Source organism: Streptococcus sp. HMSC056C01, assembly GCF_001811305.1.
Taxonomy (GTDB): domain Bacteria; phylum Bacillota; class Bacilli; order Lactobacillales; family Streptococcaceae; genus Streptococcus.
This window is the reverse complement of the sequence record NZ_KV804197.1, coordinates 46,268-61,620: the sequence shown is the minus strand read 5'-3', so window position 1 is coordinate 61,620 and position 15,353 is coordinate 46,268. Positions and strand designations below refer to the sequence as shown.

Below are 15,353 nucleotides of genomic sequence, written 5' to 3'. Positions count from 1 at the left end.
ATGTAAAGAAGACACGAAAGACCGATACTAGCAGCTTCTTTTCAAGTAGGCTTGCCAAATCTTTTGCTGAGGTTTAGCTAGGGGATAATTGATAAATTCTTCCGGACTTAACCAAAGGACTTCTCTATCTGCATATTCCTGTGTTTCAGTAACTCGGCCTGCAATTATCTGGATATGCCATTTACGATGGCTAAAAATGTGCTTGACCTCTTCAAATCGTAGATCTTGCCAATCAACTTCAAGATCATAGTCCTGTTCAAAACTCTCCTGTGGAGATGGTCCAAGCTGTAAAATTGATTCCGCTACTTGACTAAAAAGATCCAAATCTTGATTTTGGTCTGAGAAGTCATCAACTTCAATCAAGGGAAAATGCCAAAATCCAGCCAAGAGTTTTTCACTCTCATTCTTTTCTAATAAAAACTGACCCTGACTATTTTGTACTACAAGAGCCTTTAGATAAATAGGGATTGGCTTTTTCTTTGGAGCCTTGATAGGATAGCGATCCATGGTCCCATGTTGGTAAGCAGCACTGAACTCCTTAACAGGACTCTCCTCCGGTCTTGGATTAACAGGAGCCTCAATATCTGAACCTAAATCCATCAAAGCCTGATTGAAATCACCTGGACGATCAGGGTCTATCAGAACTTCCATCATCGCTTGAAATATTTTTCGATTGCTAGGATTTCCAATATCATGATTGACTTCAAACAAACGTGCCAAAACACGCATGACATTGCCGTCTACTGCAGGCTGTGGAAGGTTAAAGGCAATACTAGAAATTGCACCAGCTGTATAAGGACCAATCCCTTTTAAGCTTGAAATACCTTCATAAGTGGACGGAAACTTGCCTTCAAATTCATTCATAATCTGTTGAGCGGCTTTTTGCATATTGCGGACACGAGAATAATAGCCAAGTCCTTCCCAGGCTTTTAATAAGCGCTCCTCAGATGCATCTGCTAAGCTCTCTACAGTCGGAAACCAGTCTAAAAAACGTTCATAATAGGGAATGACGATATCAACTCGAGTCTGCTGCAACATAATTTCAGATACCCAGATATGATATGGATTCTTACTCCGTCTCCAAGGTAAATCACGCTTGTTTTCGTCATACCAGGATAATAATTTTTGACGGAAAGAGAGAATCTTGTCCTCTTCCCACATGGTCACACCATATTTCTCCAAATCTAACATATTTATAGTATAGCATAACCTTTTAGGATACTCAAAAAATCAAGATAGGGCTTGTTAAAACACTCTCTTAAACTCTATTAGAAAATTAGCAATTTAGCCTTTACAAACCAGCTGCTTCTATCATTTTCCCTACTTTTTTGATATAATAAATTTAATGATTCTTCAAAGGAGGCATCTATGCGTTTTAATCAATTCAGTTACTATCCTGTAAGCCAGCAAGAAGCTTTACGGGAATTATCCAGCCTTGGATTCAAGCTTGACCAATCAAATTCTGCGAAAGAACTGTTTAAAGCTTTTGTTAGAACTTGCTTTTTCAATTACAAAAATACAGATTATCCCCTCTCAACTTTAGCTGTTGATAAAGAAACTGATCTGCTCACTTTCTTCAATTCTGATCGTGAATTAACTGCAGAAATTTTCTATACTGTTGCCTTTCAGTTGCTTGGTTTCAGTTACTTGACAGACTTTGAAGACGGTCTTGTTTTTCACAAAGAAACAGCATTCCCTATTGTATACGGAGATTTGATTGACAATCTCTATCAACTCCTTAACACGCGCACTAAAAAGGGAAATACCTTGATCGATCAATTGGTTAGCGACGGTCTTATCCCTGAGGACAACTCTTACCACTACTTCAATGGCAAGAGTTTGGCAACCTTTTCTGCAAACAATGCTATTCGGGAAGTTGTTTATGTAGAAAGTCGTATTGATTCTGATAATGATGGCCTACCTGACCTCGTCAAAGTCAACATCATCCGTCCGTCTTACCATGGCAAAATTCCAGCTGTTATGACGGCAAGTCCTTACCATCAAGGAACCAATGATAAAGCAAGCGATAAAGCTCTTTACAAAATGGAAGCTGAGCTAGAAGTCAAGGAAGCACATGAAATTTCTCTAGAAAAACCAACATTAGACTTGGTTGAACCTGTTGGAGAAGCTGAACTTGTTTCAGAAGCTGAAGAAAGACTCACTCATATCAATAGCAGTTACACACTTAACGACTACTTCCTTCCAAGAGGATTTGCAAATATCTACGTATCTGGTCTTGGAACCAAGGATTCTCAAGGTCAAATGACCAACGGAGATTACCGACAAGTTGAAGCCTATAAAAATGTCATTGATTGGCTCAATGGTCGTTGTCGTGCCTTCACAGACCACAGTCGTAAACGTCAGGTCAAGGCTGACTGGTCAAATGGAAAAGTTGCAACTACTGGTCTTTCTTATCTAGGAACAATGTCTAATGGTCTTGCCACTACAGGAGTTGATGGTTTAGAAGTCATTATTGCTGAAGCAGGGATTTCATCATGGTACAACTATTACCGTGAAAATGGTCTTGTGACAAGCCCAGGTGGCTATCCTGGGGAGGACTTCGATTCATTAGATGAATTAACTTATTCTCGTAATCTCTTAGCTGGTGACTATATCCGTGGAAACGAGGCTCATAAAGCTTCTATAGAAGAACTGAAGAAAAATCTAGACCGTAAAACTGGGGATTATAACCAATTTTGGCATGACAGAAACTACCTACTCAATGCTGAAAAAGTTAAGGCTGAAGTTGTCTTTACACACGGTTCACAAGACTGGAATGTAAAACCACTTCATGTCTATCAAATGTTCAATGCTCTTCCAAGCAATATTAAGAAACATCTCTTTTATCATAACGGTGCCCATGTTTATATGAACAACTGGCAGTCTATTGATTTCCGTGAATCCATGAATGCTCTTTTGACGCAGAAATTATTGGGTCAAAACACTGACTACCAACTTCCAAGAGTCGTTTGGCAAGACAATACAGCTCCTCAAACATGGATGACTCTTGAAGATTTTGGAAATCAAACTGACCAAAAAACTTTCACATTAGGTACCGAAGAAGCTGTCATTGAAAACCACTATCAAGACTCAGACTTTGAACGTTTTGGAAAGACCTACCAAACCTTTAACAATGAACTCTATCAAGGGAAAGTCAATCAGGTAACTATTGACCTGCCAGTGACAGAAGACCTTCATCTTAATGGGCGTGTTAAACTAAACCTCCGTCTCAAATCAAGTACAAATAAAGGCTTACTATCTGCACAACTTCTCGAACTTGGTCAAAAGAAATACCTACAACCGTATCCAGGAGTCTTGTCTGCTCGTACTATTGATAATGGTCGTTACCACATGCTGGAAAATCTTTGCGAGCTACCATTTAGCCCAAATGCACAGCGCGTTATCACCAAAGGCCATCTCAATCTTCAAAATCGTCATGATTTATTGAAAATTGAGGAAGTTAAACCGGATGAATGGATGGAATTTCAATTTGAACTCCAACCAACTATTTACAAACTAAAAGAAGGCGATACAGTACGTCTCGTTCTTTATACTACAGACTTTGAGATTACTGTACGTGACAATACAGACTATCACTTGACTGTCGACCTTGCACAGTCCAATCTTGAGATACCTTTTCAAAGGGAGGTAACTGTAGATGAACAAAGCCGAGCAAAGACACCAGCTCATCCGAGCCCTAATCACTAAACAAAAAATTCATACCCAAACTGAATTACAAGAACTACTGATTGAAAACGGAGTACAGGTCACACAAGCAACACTTTCAAGAGACATTAACCTGATGAATCTTTCTAAGATTCGTGAAGGTGAACACTCCTATTATTCAATCAACACTGGCTCTACATCCAAGTGGGAAAAACGGCTAGAAGTCTATATGGAGGAAGCCCTCTACATGATGCAACCCGTCCAACACCAAGTTGTTATCAAAACCTATCCAGGTTTGGCACAATCCTTCGGATCTATCTTGGACGCCCTAAATTTTCCTGAAATAGTCGCTACTATCTGTGGAAATGATGTCTGTTTGGTTATCTGCGAGGATAAGGAGCAAGCTCAATCTTGCTTTGAACGCCTCAAACAATTTGCACCACCTCTATTTTTTGATCGGTAACAAAAACCCGTGATGACTTTCATCACGGGTTTATTTTATGATTTGCTATTTTCAGCTTGCTTTTTAGTTCTTGCTAGTCTCAAAGCTCTATTTGGATTGAGGCGATTAAACAGTTCTTCTAACTTCTTCTCATTCCAGACATCTGCTGCAGAAACAAAATTTCCATCAGCATCACGGAAAGATATCGGTTTATCTCCCATAGCTATCTCCTAGTCCACAAATTCAAACTCAAACTTACCGATACGAACCAAATCTCCATCCTTGGCGCCACGGGCACGGAGAGCTTCATCAACTCCCATGCCACGCAACTGACGAGCAAACTTCATAACAGACTCATCACGGTCAAAGTTAGTCATGTTAAAGAGTTTGATGAGTTTTTCACCTGAAAGTACCCAAGTTGCATCATCATCACGACTAATTTCAAATGGTTTTTCTTCTTCATCAAAGCCATAATAAACTTCTTCTTCCATTTCTGACTCGTCATAAAGAAGGAATTCTGGAGTCTTATCAAGAAGATCTGCTGTTGCATCTAGTAAAGGTGCTAAACCTTGTTTGGTCAAACCTGATATTGGGAAGATTGCTGGTAATTCCTCGAACTCATCAAAGTTAGTTGCCAATTTTTTCTTGAATTCTTCGAGATTTTCTTGACTCTCTGGCATATCCATCTTATTAGCGACAATGATTTGGGGACGCTCCATCAGACGAAGGTTATAAGATTCCAACTCCTTGTTAATAGCTAGATAATCTTCGTAAGGATCGCGACCTTCACTGGCTGACATATCGATGATGTGAAGGATAACGCGAGTACGCTCAATATGGCGAAGGAACTGAGTTCCCAAGCCCACGCCTTGACTAGCACCTTCAATCAATCCAGGTAGGTCTGCCACTGCAAAGGACTCCCCTGATTGGGTACGGACCATACCAAGATTAGGAACGATTGTTGTAAAGTGGTAGGCACCAATTTTAGGTTTTGCAGAGGTAATTACACTGAGCAGAGTTGATTTTCCAACTGAAGGGAATCCAACCAAACCAACATCAGCAAGAATCTTAAGTTCTAACTGTAATTCACGTTCTTGACCAGGTTCTCCATTTTCTGAGATTTCTGGCGCAGGATTTTTAGGTGTTGCAAAACGGATATTTCCGCGACCACCACGACCACCGTGAGCAACAATAAACTCTTGGCCGTGCTCAATCAAGTCAGTGATAACTTTTCCAGTTTCTGCATCACGTACAGTTGTACCTTGAGGCACTCGAACAATCAAGTCCTCTGCTCCTCTACCATGCATTCCTTTGGTCATCCCTTTTTCACCCGATTGGGCTTTGAAATGACGATTGTAACGGAAGTCCATCAGGGTACGTAAACCTTCATCTACAACAAAGACAACGTTACCACCACGGCCTCCATCACCTCCCCATGGACCGCCATTAGGGACGTATTTTTCACGGCGAAAGGCAACCATCCCATCGCCACCATTTCCAGCCTTGACCTTGATCTTGGCTGTATCTAAAAACATACTCATATTCTTTTCTCACTCTAAAAAGGGCTGGGAAATCCCAGTCACCAACTATTACAACTTGCTAGAAAATCTAGCATTTTAAAATCTGCTAAATACACCTATGGCTGTAGCAAAGATACCTGCTAGGGTTACAAATAACATAATCAAAACGACAAACATTGTTAGTTTTTCAAAGAAAGTTTTTTTACGTTTCCCATTATCACCAAATGCCATTTTTTCTCCTTTACTATTCTTAAAATTCATCTGATACAGGAGCGATTGCCCACAAAATCAAGTAAGCAATAAGTCCAGCACCATAACAGAAAGCTAGAACTCCCCAAATCACACGTACAATTGTAGGATCAATATCAAAATAATTAGCTAAACCAGCGCATACACCACCGATTTTTTGATCTCTACCACTTCTCATAAATTTCTTTTTCATTTTTTTCCTTTCTTTGATTCGATTAATCGTTCAAATATTTTCTTAAATGACTCAACTGTTTTCTAGAAGCCTTCAACATACGTCTTGAACCCTTGACTGGCATAGACACTGCTTGTTGTGGTATATAGAATACTGTCTTTAAAATGCGTTTCGTAACAGGTTCATCTGCAGTCAATTCTTTTTCAAAATTATTTGAAATAATAACATCTAGATAGAATTCATGCACTCTCTTAGCAAAATTCTCAGCCGAAATTTCATACAATTTTTCAGCCAAAAGTTTCTCATCCATCTTTGGAGTTGCAATTAAAGCTTCTAAAATAGCCCCTGCTAGATCTCTCTCTTCATAATAAAGCGTTCCAAACATTTTATGATTGATGAGGTTATCAAGATAGGGATTTCCATGAGCTATTACCGGAGTCTTACTTGCAAGACTTTCAAGATAGGTCAAGCCTTGAGTTTCACTAGTTGAAGCTGAGATAAAGAAGTCAGCCGCCTTATAATAGAGCGCTGTCTCACTCGGGGCAACCATACCAGTAAAGATAACAGAATCTTGAATCTTTAAATCTGATGCTTGCTCCTTGAGATTTTCCAGATAAGGACCATCTCCAGCTACGACTAATTTAACATTTTGCTCTTCTTTTAGAACATCTGGAAATGCTGCCAGAACGGCTTGAATGTTCTTCTCGTAAGAAACACGCGAAAGGCTAAGAAGCATCTTTTCATCTTCCTTAATACCTAGTTTAACCCGTAAGTCTGCGATATGTTCTGGTCCAATCTCTGGTCGTTCAAACTTGGCTAGCTCAATCCCTGTAGGAATAACACGCTTTTCAACTTTGACCTTATAATCTGATAGAAGGTCGCGCACAATTTCACTCGGACAAATCACACCATCAACATCATGAAGGAAGCCCCTCACAAGATACTTGACCATACCTGGACGAATCAACATCCCTTTAGCGATATAGTGAACATAATCCTCGTACTGGGTATGATAGGTATGTATAACAGGGATTTTCAACTCACGCGCTATCCAAATCCCTAATAAACCAAGAGAAAATTCGGTCTGCGTATGAATAATATCCAGCTTGTATTGCTTTGCTATCTCAAGAGCTTTCGTAAATCCACGATAGGCGAAACGACGATCCTTAAAGGCAAAGAAAGGAACACTAGGGATACGGATAATCTGCCAGTCTTCATAACGATTAACATCCTTGTCTGTTGTTGTAAAGATAAAGACGGCATGGCCTTGCTTTTCAAGTTCTGTTTTTAAGGTTCGAATACTGGTCGCAACACCCGAGACCTGCGGGAAATAAGTATCTGTAAATAAACCAATTCGCATATACTACCTCATTTTTTTCCTAAAGCTGCTTGCTCCCGATAGAATTTTAGCCAGATTTCAAGAAGATGCTCTTCTGAATATTCTCTTGAAATAGCCTTAGCCTTTTCTTTTAATTCTTTTAGTTCTTCTGGATGCTCGCGATATTCCAAGATAGCCTCTCTCATCTCTTCAACATCACTTGTTGGTCTGTAATTTCCTTCAAGAATGACCTTGTAAAGATCTAGATCACGAAGCATAATGGGTGCTTCACAACTCGCAGCTTCTAGAATAGTCATTGGAAAGAGCTCGTTATAACTTGGAAGCAAGAAAAGATCAGCCAAGGCATAGAGTTCTCTCATCCGTTCTGGATCTACAATCCCTGGGAAAATTAGATTTTCAGGAGGATTATCCATAATTTTTTTATAGCGCTCATAACCATCGGTTATTCCCCCAAAAGAGAATCCACCAGCCCAAATAAAAGTGATATCAGGTAATTCCTCAGCTAGAGTGATAAAGTCATCTATTCCTTTACGCTTCTGAACCTGACCTGCACCAACGACTACAAACTGATTCTCATCAATCCCCATATCTTTACGAAGTTGTTCAATTTGCTCTATAGGAAGTGGATGCCATTTTTCTTTGTTGACAAAGTTAGGAATATAGGTCACTTTTTCACGTGGAATTCCAGCAGCAACCAAATCCTCAATGAAGGTAGGATTGACCACTACCAGATGCTCCATACGGTCATAAAAAGAAAACACATAGCGTTTGACAATCCCCTTTAAGAAGAATGGAATCTTCAAACTACCTTCCAAGGTATCCGGTAAGAAGTGAACATAGCCAATCTTACGTCCAGAACGTTTTTTCTGAAAGGTCGAGAGATAATAAGGAAAATCAATCGTATGAAAATGAGTAACATCCGCTTCGATTGGAAGATTTTCTGTTACGATCAGTTGGTCTTTCGCATCTCGTTTTAAAAGCTGTACCAGTTCACGGTATGCACCAGACACACCTTGGCCCGCCACTTTTTCACTTGAACTTAGCATGTTGATGCGTAATTTCTCTTTTTCCATAGTAACCATTATACCATTTTCTTCAAATAAAATCAGCAAATAAAAAGAGAGATAGCATAAAAGCTGGGAATTCCTGGCGTCTACACTATTTCTCTTTTCATAATATACTTACTTGATACCTAAAGCGATACGAGCGTAACGGCTCATTTTCTCAACTGTCCAAGCTGGATACCATACTAATTTGACTTCAACGTTAGTAACTTCTGGAACATCTGTCATAGCATCATAGATTTGGTCAGTTAAAAGATCTGCCAAGGGACAACCCATGGTTGTCAAAGTCATATCAATTTCAGTCTCACCTGTATCGCCATCAAAACGAATCTCGTAGATCAAGCCTAGATTGACAATATCAATCCCCAATTCTGGGTCAATCACTTCTTCTAGTGCTGTCAAAATACGTGTTTTGATATTTTCAATTTGCTCTTCTGTATAAGCCATCTTCACTCTCCCTCAACTTAATCTTCAATGAAATCACGAAGTGGTTTGCTTCGACTTGGCTGGCGAAGTTTTCTCAAAGCTTTTGCCTCAATCTGACGGATACGTTCACGCGTTACGTTGAAGACTTTACCAACATCCTCCAAGGTACGCATTTTCCCATCATCAAGACCAAAACGAAGTCGAAGAACATTTTCTTCACGATCTGTAAGAGTATCCAAGACCTCATCCAACTGCTCACGCAAGACGATGCGAGTTGTGTAGTCCACTGGATTCTCAATCACTTCGTCCTCGATAAAGTCACCAAGATGGCTATCGTCCTCTTCCCCGATAGGTGTTTCTAGAGAAACAGGTTCTTGGGCAATCTTGAGGATTTCACGAACTTTGTCAGGTGTCATATCCATGCGTTCAGCGATTTGTTCAGGAGTTGGATCTTGTCCCAACTCTTGAAGAAGATTACGTTGTTCACGAACAAGCTTGTTAATGGTTTCCACCATGTGTACAGGGATACGGATGGTACGAGCTTGGTCAGCAATGGCACGAGTAATAGCTTGACGAATCCACCAAGTCGCATAAGTTGAGAATTTGAACCCTTTAGAGTAGTCAAATTTATCAACAGCCTTCATCAAGCCCATGTTTCCTTCTTGGATCAAGTCAAGGAACTGCATTCCACGTCCAACATAACGTTTAGCAATAGATACTACCAAACGAAGGTTCGCTTCTGCAAGGCGTTGTTTAGCTTCGATATCACCCGCTTCAACAGCAAGAGCTAATTCTTTTTCCTCTTCATTTGTAAGCAGAGGAACAACCCCGATTTCTTTCAAATACATACGGACAGGGTCATTGACCTTAGCAGAGGTTGAACCAATCAAATCTTCATCAGTCAACTCTGGTTCTTCCTCAGTGCTCAAAACACGCGCACTTGGATTTCCTTCGTTGTCCGTAATTGAGATACCAGCATCTTGAATACGTTGCAAAAGATTCTCAATACCTTCCACATCTAAAGTGAAGGGGATTACGAGGGCGTTATTGATTTCGTCATCTGTAGCCGTCCCAGTCTTTTTATGATTGCGAATAAATTCCGCTACTTGGACGTCAAAGGTTGTTACTTCTTTTTGTTTTGTTGCCATTCTTACTCCATTCTTCTTTTTTGGGCAATTAAGCGTTCTAGCTCTTCTAATGCGGTTTCTGTATCACCGACATGGCTAGCTTCCTGAACTTTCTTTTTAATTTGCAGATTTTCCTGATTCAAAAGAGCTCTTTTTCGAGACTCTTCCACTTCAGCTAACTCGTGAGGGGACATCTCAGGTGGCAAATCTAAGGCTAGGACTTGATACCAAGCACTCTCCACTTCTCTAGTCTGATGAGCCAAATCCTCAGATGAGATACTTCCATTATCAATCAAGAGTCCATACAAGGTCTGAAACTCTGGAGTTTCAAAAATAAAGTCATCTCTTAAGCGGTAGTCATTGAGCACCAAAGGATGTTCCATCATTCGGTAGAGGATATGAGCCTCCGCTCTCATCACTGCTGTCAGCTGCTTGGAGACAGACATAGTGATAGGACTAGGACTATAGGTCTCCTTGACCTTCTCCTTTCTCTGTCTAACACGACTTTCATTGACAATATGTTCGACTTGCTGATAGTCAAAAGATGGCAAGTGATCCGTCAAAATGTGAATGTAGGAATTCTGAGCTGTGATAGAGGGTTCCTTGGCGATTAAGGGAGCAATTTTCTCTATAAATTCAATCTGAGCTTGTAGATTTTCACTGTTTTCCGGTCTGAAATGATGGATGTAAAACTCAACAGGACTAATGCGTGTATTGGTTAAGAGATAAGCCAAGTCTTGAGGAGAGTTTTTCTGCAAATATTCATCCGGATCCATCGCGTCAGGAATCTGGACTACTTGGACAGGTATATCTTTAAGCTCGTCCAAGGCTTTAGCCGTCGCAGCTTGCCCAGCCTTATCTCCGTCATAGGTGACGATCACTTTTTTGGTAAAGCGTTTCAGATGCTCCACATGTTCACTCGTCAGTGCGGTACCCATAGAAGCAACTGCATTTTCAATACCAGCACGATAAGCCGCAATGACATCCATAAACCCTTCCATCAGGTAGATTTCAGGTGCCTTGCCCGAGCCTTTTTTTACCCTCTCCAAATGATATAATTCGTAACTTTTGTTAAAAATTGCCGTCGCTCGACTATTTTTATACTTTCCAGTTTGAGAATCAGTCTCTTGCCATACACGACCAGAAAAGGCAATCACCTTTCCTTGATCATTTGAAAGAGGAAACATAATACGATTATGAAAGGTATCAAAGAATTGGTTACTCTCAGATAGATAAAACAAACCTGAATCCAGCAAGTCCTTCTCACTATAATCATCTGCTAAACGCTGATAAAGATAAGAGCGTTCTGCTGGAGCTAAACCAATCATAAAATGCTTGAGAACATCATCTGTTAAGCCACGTTTATAGAGATAGTTTCTCGCCTCTTCACCCATCTTAGTCGTCATGAGAATGGCATGATAAAAACGAGCGGCTTTCTCATGCATATCGTAGAGATTCTGATGGGGCGACCTAGGCTGTACAGAACCTTGAACAGGCGCTGCCATCTGAATCCCAAGTCTCTCAGCTAATATCCTCACTGCATCCGCAAAGGTTACCTGCTGATACTCCTCAATAAACTTAAAAACATCTCCAGAACGACCACATCCAAAGCAGTGGTAAAACTGCTTATCTTCGACCACGTTAAAGGAAGGGGTCTTTTCACCATGAAAAGGACAGAGCCCTAAAAAGTTCCGTCCAGATTTTTGTAAAGAAATCACTTCTCCTATGATTTCGACAATATTGGTATTGTTTTTGATCTCTTCGATGAGTCTCTTGTCAACCATAGACAATACCTCCATTTTATCACAGTTTACTCTAACTAGTATAGCTTATTTCTGAAAAAAAGTAAACCATTTCATACACTTTACATGAGACTATTTCATAAGTTTCCAGCTATCATGAAAAACTGAATCTTCTGAGCAAATCATTCTAATATTTGAAAGAAAAACAAAAGAAATAAAATCCTATTTCACTTGATCTTCGAGATTATTTTTCAATATTCTGCTAATATACTGACCATCTTTTCTACTAATACAAGCCGTTGCAAAAGTCATAGGTGCTATATAAACTTCTCCTCTATATGATGGGTCGGTCAATACAGGCATAGAATAATAGGCATTCTTTTTATTATTAAGATCAATAAACCATTTACCTCCTAGGTGCTTACGGAAGGTTTCACCGATATAAACGGTCAAATAATCCAACATCTGGCGGTCTGCTATCAAAGCATGGTGGTCTTCGTAGTGAGCCAAGATCCAAGCCTCCAAATCATCCAAAGACTGCATGCTATAGTCTAAATGAAGTCCTTGTTCCTCAGCAATCTCCCTAGTAAAATAGTCCATCTTAAATCCAATTTGAAAAATCCATTCTTGAAAATCTTCTTGTGTGTAAGTCATCTTTTTATCTCCTACTCCTATCAAAGTTTAATATTCTTATACTGATTATACTCCAAACTAAAACTGACGAAAAGGAAAAAAAGCAATATTTAAAATTCACCAAAAAACTTAGAAGCAAAAGCCTACTTCTAAGTTTTTTATCTCAATTATTTAAAATCAATTACTCAAACAGTTGATAGTAATCGGAAATTTTCATCTTGGCTTTTTCATCCTTGTTTAAATCTTGGATGATTTGTCCATCTTTCATAACAATCAAGCGATTTCCATACTTGAGAGCATCTTCCATATGGTGAGTAATCATCAAAGCAGTCAGATGGCCCTTGTTGATAAAGTCATTTGTCAATTCCATCAAGGCGACACTTGTTTTAGGGTCAAGAGCAGCTGTGTGTTCATCCAGTAAAAGGAGCTCTGGACGTTTCAAGGTTGCCATTAAGAGACTCAAAGCCTGTCTTTGTCCACCTGATAAAAACTCAATCGGAGTATCCAAATGCTTCTCTAGCCCATTGCCAACCTTCTCAATGGTTGCTTGAAATTCTTCCTTATAGGATGACAATTTTCTTGGGAAAAGTCCCCGTTTTTCTCCACGGAACTTGGCAATCAAAAGATTTTCTGCAACCGTCATACGCGGAGCTGTCCCCATCTTTGGATCTTGAAAAACACGCGAAAGATACTTGGCACGCTTTTCAGGGCTAAAATGAGTTACATCTTCGCCCATGATGCGAATGCTACCGCTGGTTAAAGGTAAAGTTCCCGCAATGCTATTAAAGAGGGTTGATTTCCCTGCACCATTTCCACCCAAAATTGTGATAAAGTCGTGTTCATAAATATCAAGCGAAACATCATTTAGGATAATCTTTTCTTCGTCAAAGCCATTTGTCACAATTTTTGTGGCATTTCTTAATTCTACTATTGCTGTCATTTGCTTAACTTGACTCCTTTCAAGTATTTATCCTTAATCGTTGGAATGACTAGACAAGTTGCTAGGATAAGGGCACTGTATAGACGGAGGTAGCTAGTGTTAAATCCGAGAGCAATGACTCCCCATACCAAGAATTGATAGCTGATGGAACCCACTACAATAGTAACCAAGCGTTCTGCTAAGGTAAGACTCTTAAAGAGGACTTCACCGATAATCAAGCTAGCAAGACCAACAACGATAACACCGATACCACGAGAGACATCCGCATAACCTTCTTGTTGAGCGATAAGTGCGCCAGCAAGTGCGATTACACCATTTGACAAGACCAAGCCCATAAGCTCCATACGTCCTGTATTGATACCAAAACTACGAGCCATATCTGGATTATCCCCTGTAGCGATATAGGCCTGTCCAAGTTTAGTATCTAGGAAGAAAAGCATGAGAAGAATAACCAAAGTCACAAAAATTAAACCTGTCAGTAATTGATTAACCTCTGATGAAAATGGAAGAACATCTTGGATTTGCTTGGTGTTTAATAGTCCAAGGTTAGCCCGTCCCATAATCATGAGCATGATAGAATGACAAGAAGTCATGACTAAAATTCCTGATAAAAGAGTTGGAATTTTCCCTTTGGTATATAATAACCCCGCTGCTAAACCAGCAAGACAACCTGCTCCTACAGCCGCTAAAGTCGCAAGAAAAGGATTGACCCCTTGGGTAATGAGAGTCACTGCTACCGCTCCTCCCAATGGGAAAGAGCCCTCCGTTGTCATATCTGGGAAGTTCAAGATTCGAAAGGTCATAAAGATTCCCAAGCCCAGAATAGCCCAGACCAATCCCTGTGAAATAATTGATATTAGCATGTTTGATTCATTTCCTTTATTCTAAAAATTGGAGGAGATGTCTCCAACTCCTCCTTCATTCTTATTCGATTACTTGACCAGCTTCTTTGAGAACTGATTCAGGAATAGTGATTCCAAGTTCTTGAGCAACTTTTTTGTTGATCACTGATTTACCAGTTGAGAAGACATTGACTGGTGTATCTGCAGGTTTTTCACCCTTCAAAACTTTGGCAATCATTTTACCAGTAGCAACACCAAGATCGTGTTGGTCAACAACAACTGATGCCAAACCTCCAGCTTCTACCATGGCAGTCGCACTTGGGTAGATTGGTTTTTTAGCTGTTTGATTGCTTGAAACGACAGTTGAGAATGCAGATGCGATTGTGTTATCGATTGGAACCCAGATTGCATCTACTTTACCAGTCATAACGTTCACTGTTGAAGCAATTTCGTTCGTTGAAGGAACTGCGAATGTTTCGACTTTCAAACCAGCTTTTTCAGCGTAAGTTTTGAATTCTTCTACTTGTGATTTAGAGTTATCTTCACTACTTGAATAAAGTGCTCCAACCGTCTTCACATCAGGAGTCAATGTTTTGATCAATTCAACCTGTTGTTCAGCAGGGTTATGGTCAGACACCCCAGTGATGTTCCCACCTGGTTTTTCCAAGTTTTGTACGAGGTTAGCACCAATTGGGTCTGTGATAGCTGCCATGATGACAGGAAGGTCTTTTGTTGCACTTGCAAGACCTTGAGCTGCAGGTGTTGCAATTCCGACAACGACATCATTTCCGTTTGCCACCAATTGTTTACTCATTGTAGCAACCTTACTTTGGTCACCTTCAGAGTTCATAAAATCGATTTTGACTTGGTCACCTTTATAACCTTCTTCAGCAAGTCCATCTTGGATACCTTGGTAGATCAAGTCAAGCGATGGGTGGCTTACAAACTGAAGAACACCAACTTTAGCTGTTTTATTAGCTGTCTCAGTTTTAGTTTCTTGTTTCGTTAAGCTAGAATATACCAAGCTTCCTCCAACTACAAGTGCTAATGCTACGATAATACCGAGTAGACGTTTGTTTTTCATAATTTTCTCCTTATTTCTTCTTAACTTATTATTTTTTTATTCAATCACTTATTCAAGCGACGCCATCGTTTGATTTCCATAATTTTTTCCTCCCCATAGAAAAAGTC

16 protein-coding genes are annotated in these 15,353 nt (G+C 39.9%); 2 read left to right on the top strand and 14 right to left on the bottom strand.

Translation table 11 applies throughout. The features are described 5' to 3' along the window. Positions 1-27: 27 nt before the first annotated feature. Positions 28-1,191 (bottom strand): A/G-specific adenine glycosylase, encoded by a 1,164-nt coding sequence (gene mutY / locus HMPREF2795_RS04745; RefSeq protein WP_075228350.1) that lies wholly within the window; start codon positions 1,189-1,191, stop codon positions 28-30. Positions 1,192-1,368: 177 nt separating this feature from the next. Here mutY and HMPREF2795_RS04740 point away from each other — a divergent pair, with 177 nt between their 5' ends. Both HMPREF2795_RS04740 and HMPREF2795_RS04735 read left to right on the top strand, forming a co-directional pair. Beyond that, entirely contained in the window at positions 1,369-3,708 is a 2,340-nt protein-coding gene (locus HMPREF2795_RS04740) for a Xaa-Pro dipeptidyl-peptidase (protein WP_075228349.1), read from the top strand. After that, positions 3,659-4,129 (top strand): arginine repressor, encoded by a 471-nt coding sequence (locus tag HMPREF2795_RS04735; RefSeq protein ID WP_001030117.1) that lies wholly within the window; start codon positions 3,659-3,661, stop codon positions 4,127-4,129. Before HMPREF2795_RS04740 ends, HMPREF2795_RS04735 begins: the two co-directional genes overlap by 50 nt. 35 nt (positions 4,130-4,164) lie before the next feature. Here the strand turns inward: HMPREF2795_RS04735 and HMPREF2795_RS10595 are convergent, their stop codons facing one another. The 13 genes from HMPREF2795_RS10595 to trpX all read right to left on the bottom strand — a co-directional run bounded on the left by HMPREF2795_RS10595 (position 4,165) and on the right by trpX (position 15,246). After that, complete coding sequence (locus tag HMPREF2795_RS10595; RefSeq protein WP_000502583.1) at positions 4,165-4,329, bottom strand: hypothetical protein; 165 nt, start codon at positions 4,327-4,329, stop codon at positions 4,165-4,167. A 9-nt stretch (positions 4,330-4,338) separates the two neighbouring features. Next, on the bottom strand, positions 4,339-5,649 hold the full coding sequence (gene obgE / locus HMPREF2795_RS04730; RefSeq protein WP_007556074.1) for a GTPase ObgE: 1,311 nt from the start codon (positions 5,647-5,649) through the stop codon (positions 4,339-4,341). 75 nt (positions 5,650-5,724) lie between these two features. After that, positions 5,725-5,859, bottom strand: a complete 135-nt coding sequence (locus HMPREF2795_RS04725; protein WP_000863850.1) for a DUF4044 domain-containing protein — start codon at positions 5,857-5,859, stop codon at positions 5,725-5,727. Positions 5,860-5,878: 19 nt separating this feature from the next. Then, positions 5,879-6,070: a PspC domain-containing protein gene (locus tag HMPREF2795_RS04720; protein ID WP_000726417.1), complete on the bottom strand. Its 192-nt coding sequence runs from the start codon at positions 6,068-6,070 to the stop codon at positions 5,879-5,881. A gap of 22 nt (positions 6,071-6,092) precedes the next feature. Further along, the gene (locus HMPREF2795_RS04715) at positions 6,093-7,409 is read right to left on the bottom strand and encodes a glycosyltransferase family 4 protein (RefSeq protein ID WP_075228348.1); all 1,317 of its coding nucleotides are present in this window, start codon (positions 7,407-7,409) and stop codon (positions 6,093-6,095) included. Positions 7,410-7,417: 8 nt separating this feature from the next. After that, entirely contained in the window at positions 7,418-8,470 is a 1,053-nt protein-coding gene (locus HMPREF2795_RS04710; protein WP_075228347.1) for a glycosyltransferase family 4 protein, read from the bottom strand. Between the two features lie 99 nt (positions 8,471-8,569). Then, positions 8,570-8,899, bottom strand: a complete 330-nt coding sequence (locus HMPREF2795_RS04705; protein WP_000331926.1) for a metal-sulfur cluster assembly factor — start codon at positions 8,897-8,899, stop codon at positions 8,570-8,572. Positions 8,900-8,916: 17 nt separating this feature from the next. Further along, positions 8,917-10,026, bottom strand: a complete 1,110-nt coding sequence (gene rpoD, locus HMPREF2795_RS04700; RefSeq protein WP_000201894.1) for an RNA polymerase sigma factor RpoD — start codon at positions 10,024-10,026, stop codon at positions 8,917-8,919. A gap of 2 nt (positions 10,027-10,028) precedes the next feature. After that, a complete protein-coding gene (dnaG, locus tag HMPREF2795_RS04695) occupies positions 10,029-11,789 on the bottom strand; it encodes a DNA primase (protein WP_075228346.1) in 1,761 nt (586 codons plus the stop codon). A 180-nt stretch (positions 11,790-11,969) separates the two neighbouring features. Beyond that, positions 11,970-12,401, bottom strand: coding sequence for a hypothetical protein (locus HMPREF2795_RS04690; protein ID WP_075228345.1), 432 nt, complete (start codon positions 12,399-12,401; stop codon positions 11,970-11,972). A 160-nt stretch (positions 12,402-12,561) separates the two neighbouring features. Beyond that, positions 12,562-13,320, bottom strand: a complete 759-nt coding sequence (locus HMPREF2795_RS04685) for an ABC transporter ATP-binding protein (protein WP_075228344.1) — start codon at positions 13,318-13,320, stop codon at positions 12,562-12,564. After that, complete coding sequence (locus tag HMPREF2795_RS04680) at positions 13,317-14,183, bottom strand: ABC transporter permease (protein WP_075228343.1); 867 nt, start codon at positions 14,181-14,183, stop codon at positions 13,317-13,319. The genes HMPREF2795_RS04685 and HMPREF2795_RS04680 overlap by 4 nt, the downstream gene beginning before the upstream one ends. Before the next feature lie 61 nt (positions 14,184-14,244). After that, a complete protein-coding gene (gene trpX / locus HMPREF2795_RS04675; protein WP_075228342.1) occupies positions 14,245-15,246 on the bottom strand; it encodes a tryptophan ABC transporter substrate-binding protein in 1,002 nt (333 codons plus the stop codon). Positions 15,247-15,353 lie beyond the last annotated feature (107 nt).

Coding starts and splice junctions, on each gene's coding strand:
- mutY (WP_075228350.1), bottom strand. CDS start 1,191: ATGTTAGATTTGGAGAAATATGGTGTGACCATGTGGGAAGAGGACAAG.
- rpoD (WP_000201894.1), bottom strand. CDS start 10,026: ATGGCAACAAAACAAAAAGAAGTAACAACCTTTGACGTCCAAGTAGCG.
- HMPREF2795_RS04710 (WP_075228347.1), bottom strand. CDS start 8,470: ATGGTTACTATGGAAAAAGAGAAATTACGCATCAACATGCTAAGTTCA.
- HMPREF2795_RS04740 (WP_075228349.1), top strand. CDS start 1,369: ATGCGTTTTAATCAATTCAGTTACTATCCTGTAAGCCAGCAAGAAGCT.
- HMPREF2795_RS04705 (WP_000331926.1), bottom strand. CDS start 8,899: ATGGCTTATACAGAAGAGCAAATTGAAAATATCAAAACACGTATTTTG.
- HMPREF2795_RS10595 (WP_000502583.1), bottom strand. CDS start 4,329: ATGGGAGATAAACCGATATCTTTCCGTGATGCTGATGGAAATTTTGTT.
- HMPREF2795_RS04685 (WP_075228344.1), bottom strand. CDS start 13,320: ATGACAGCAATAGTAGAATTAAGAAATGCCACAAAAATTGTGACAAAT.
- HMPREF2795_RS04735 (WP_001030117.1), top strand. CDS start 3,659: ATGAACAAAGCCGAGCAAAGACACCAGCTCATCCGAGCCCTAATCACT.
- trpX (WP_075228342.1), bottom strand. CDS start 15,246: ATGAAAAACAAACGTCTACTCGGTATTATCGTAGCATTAGCACTTGTA.
- HMPREF2795_RS04720 (WP_000726417.1), bottom strand. CDS start 6,070: ATGAAAAAGAAATTTATGAGAAGTGGTAGAGATCAAAAAATCGGTGGT.
- obgE (WP_007556074.1), bottom strand. CDS start 5,649: ATGAGTATGTTTTTAGATACAGCCAAGATCAAGGTCAAGGCTGGAAAT.
- HMPREF2795_RS04715 (WP_075228348.1), bottom strand. CDS start 7,409: ATGCGAATTGGTTTATTTACAGATACTTATTTCCCGCAGGTCTCGGGT.
- HMPREF2795_RS04680 (WP_075228343.1), bottom strand. CDS start 14,183: ATGCTAATATCAATTATTTCACAGGGATTGGTCTGGGCTATTCTGGGC.
- dnaG (WP_075228346.1), bottom strand. CDS start 11,789: ATGGTTGACAAGAGACTCATCGAAGAGATCAAAAACAATACCAATATT.
- HMPREF2795_RS04725 (WP_000863850.1), bottom strand. CDS start 5,859: ATGGCATTTGGTGATAATGGGAAACGTAAAAAAACTTTCTTTGAAAAA.
- HMPREF2795_RS04690 (WP_075228345.1), bottom strand. CDS start 12,401: ATGACTTACACACAAGAAGATTTTCAAGAATGGATTTTTCAAATTGGA.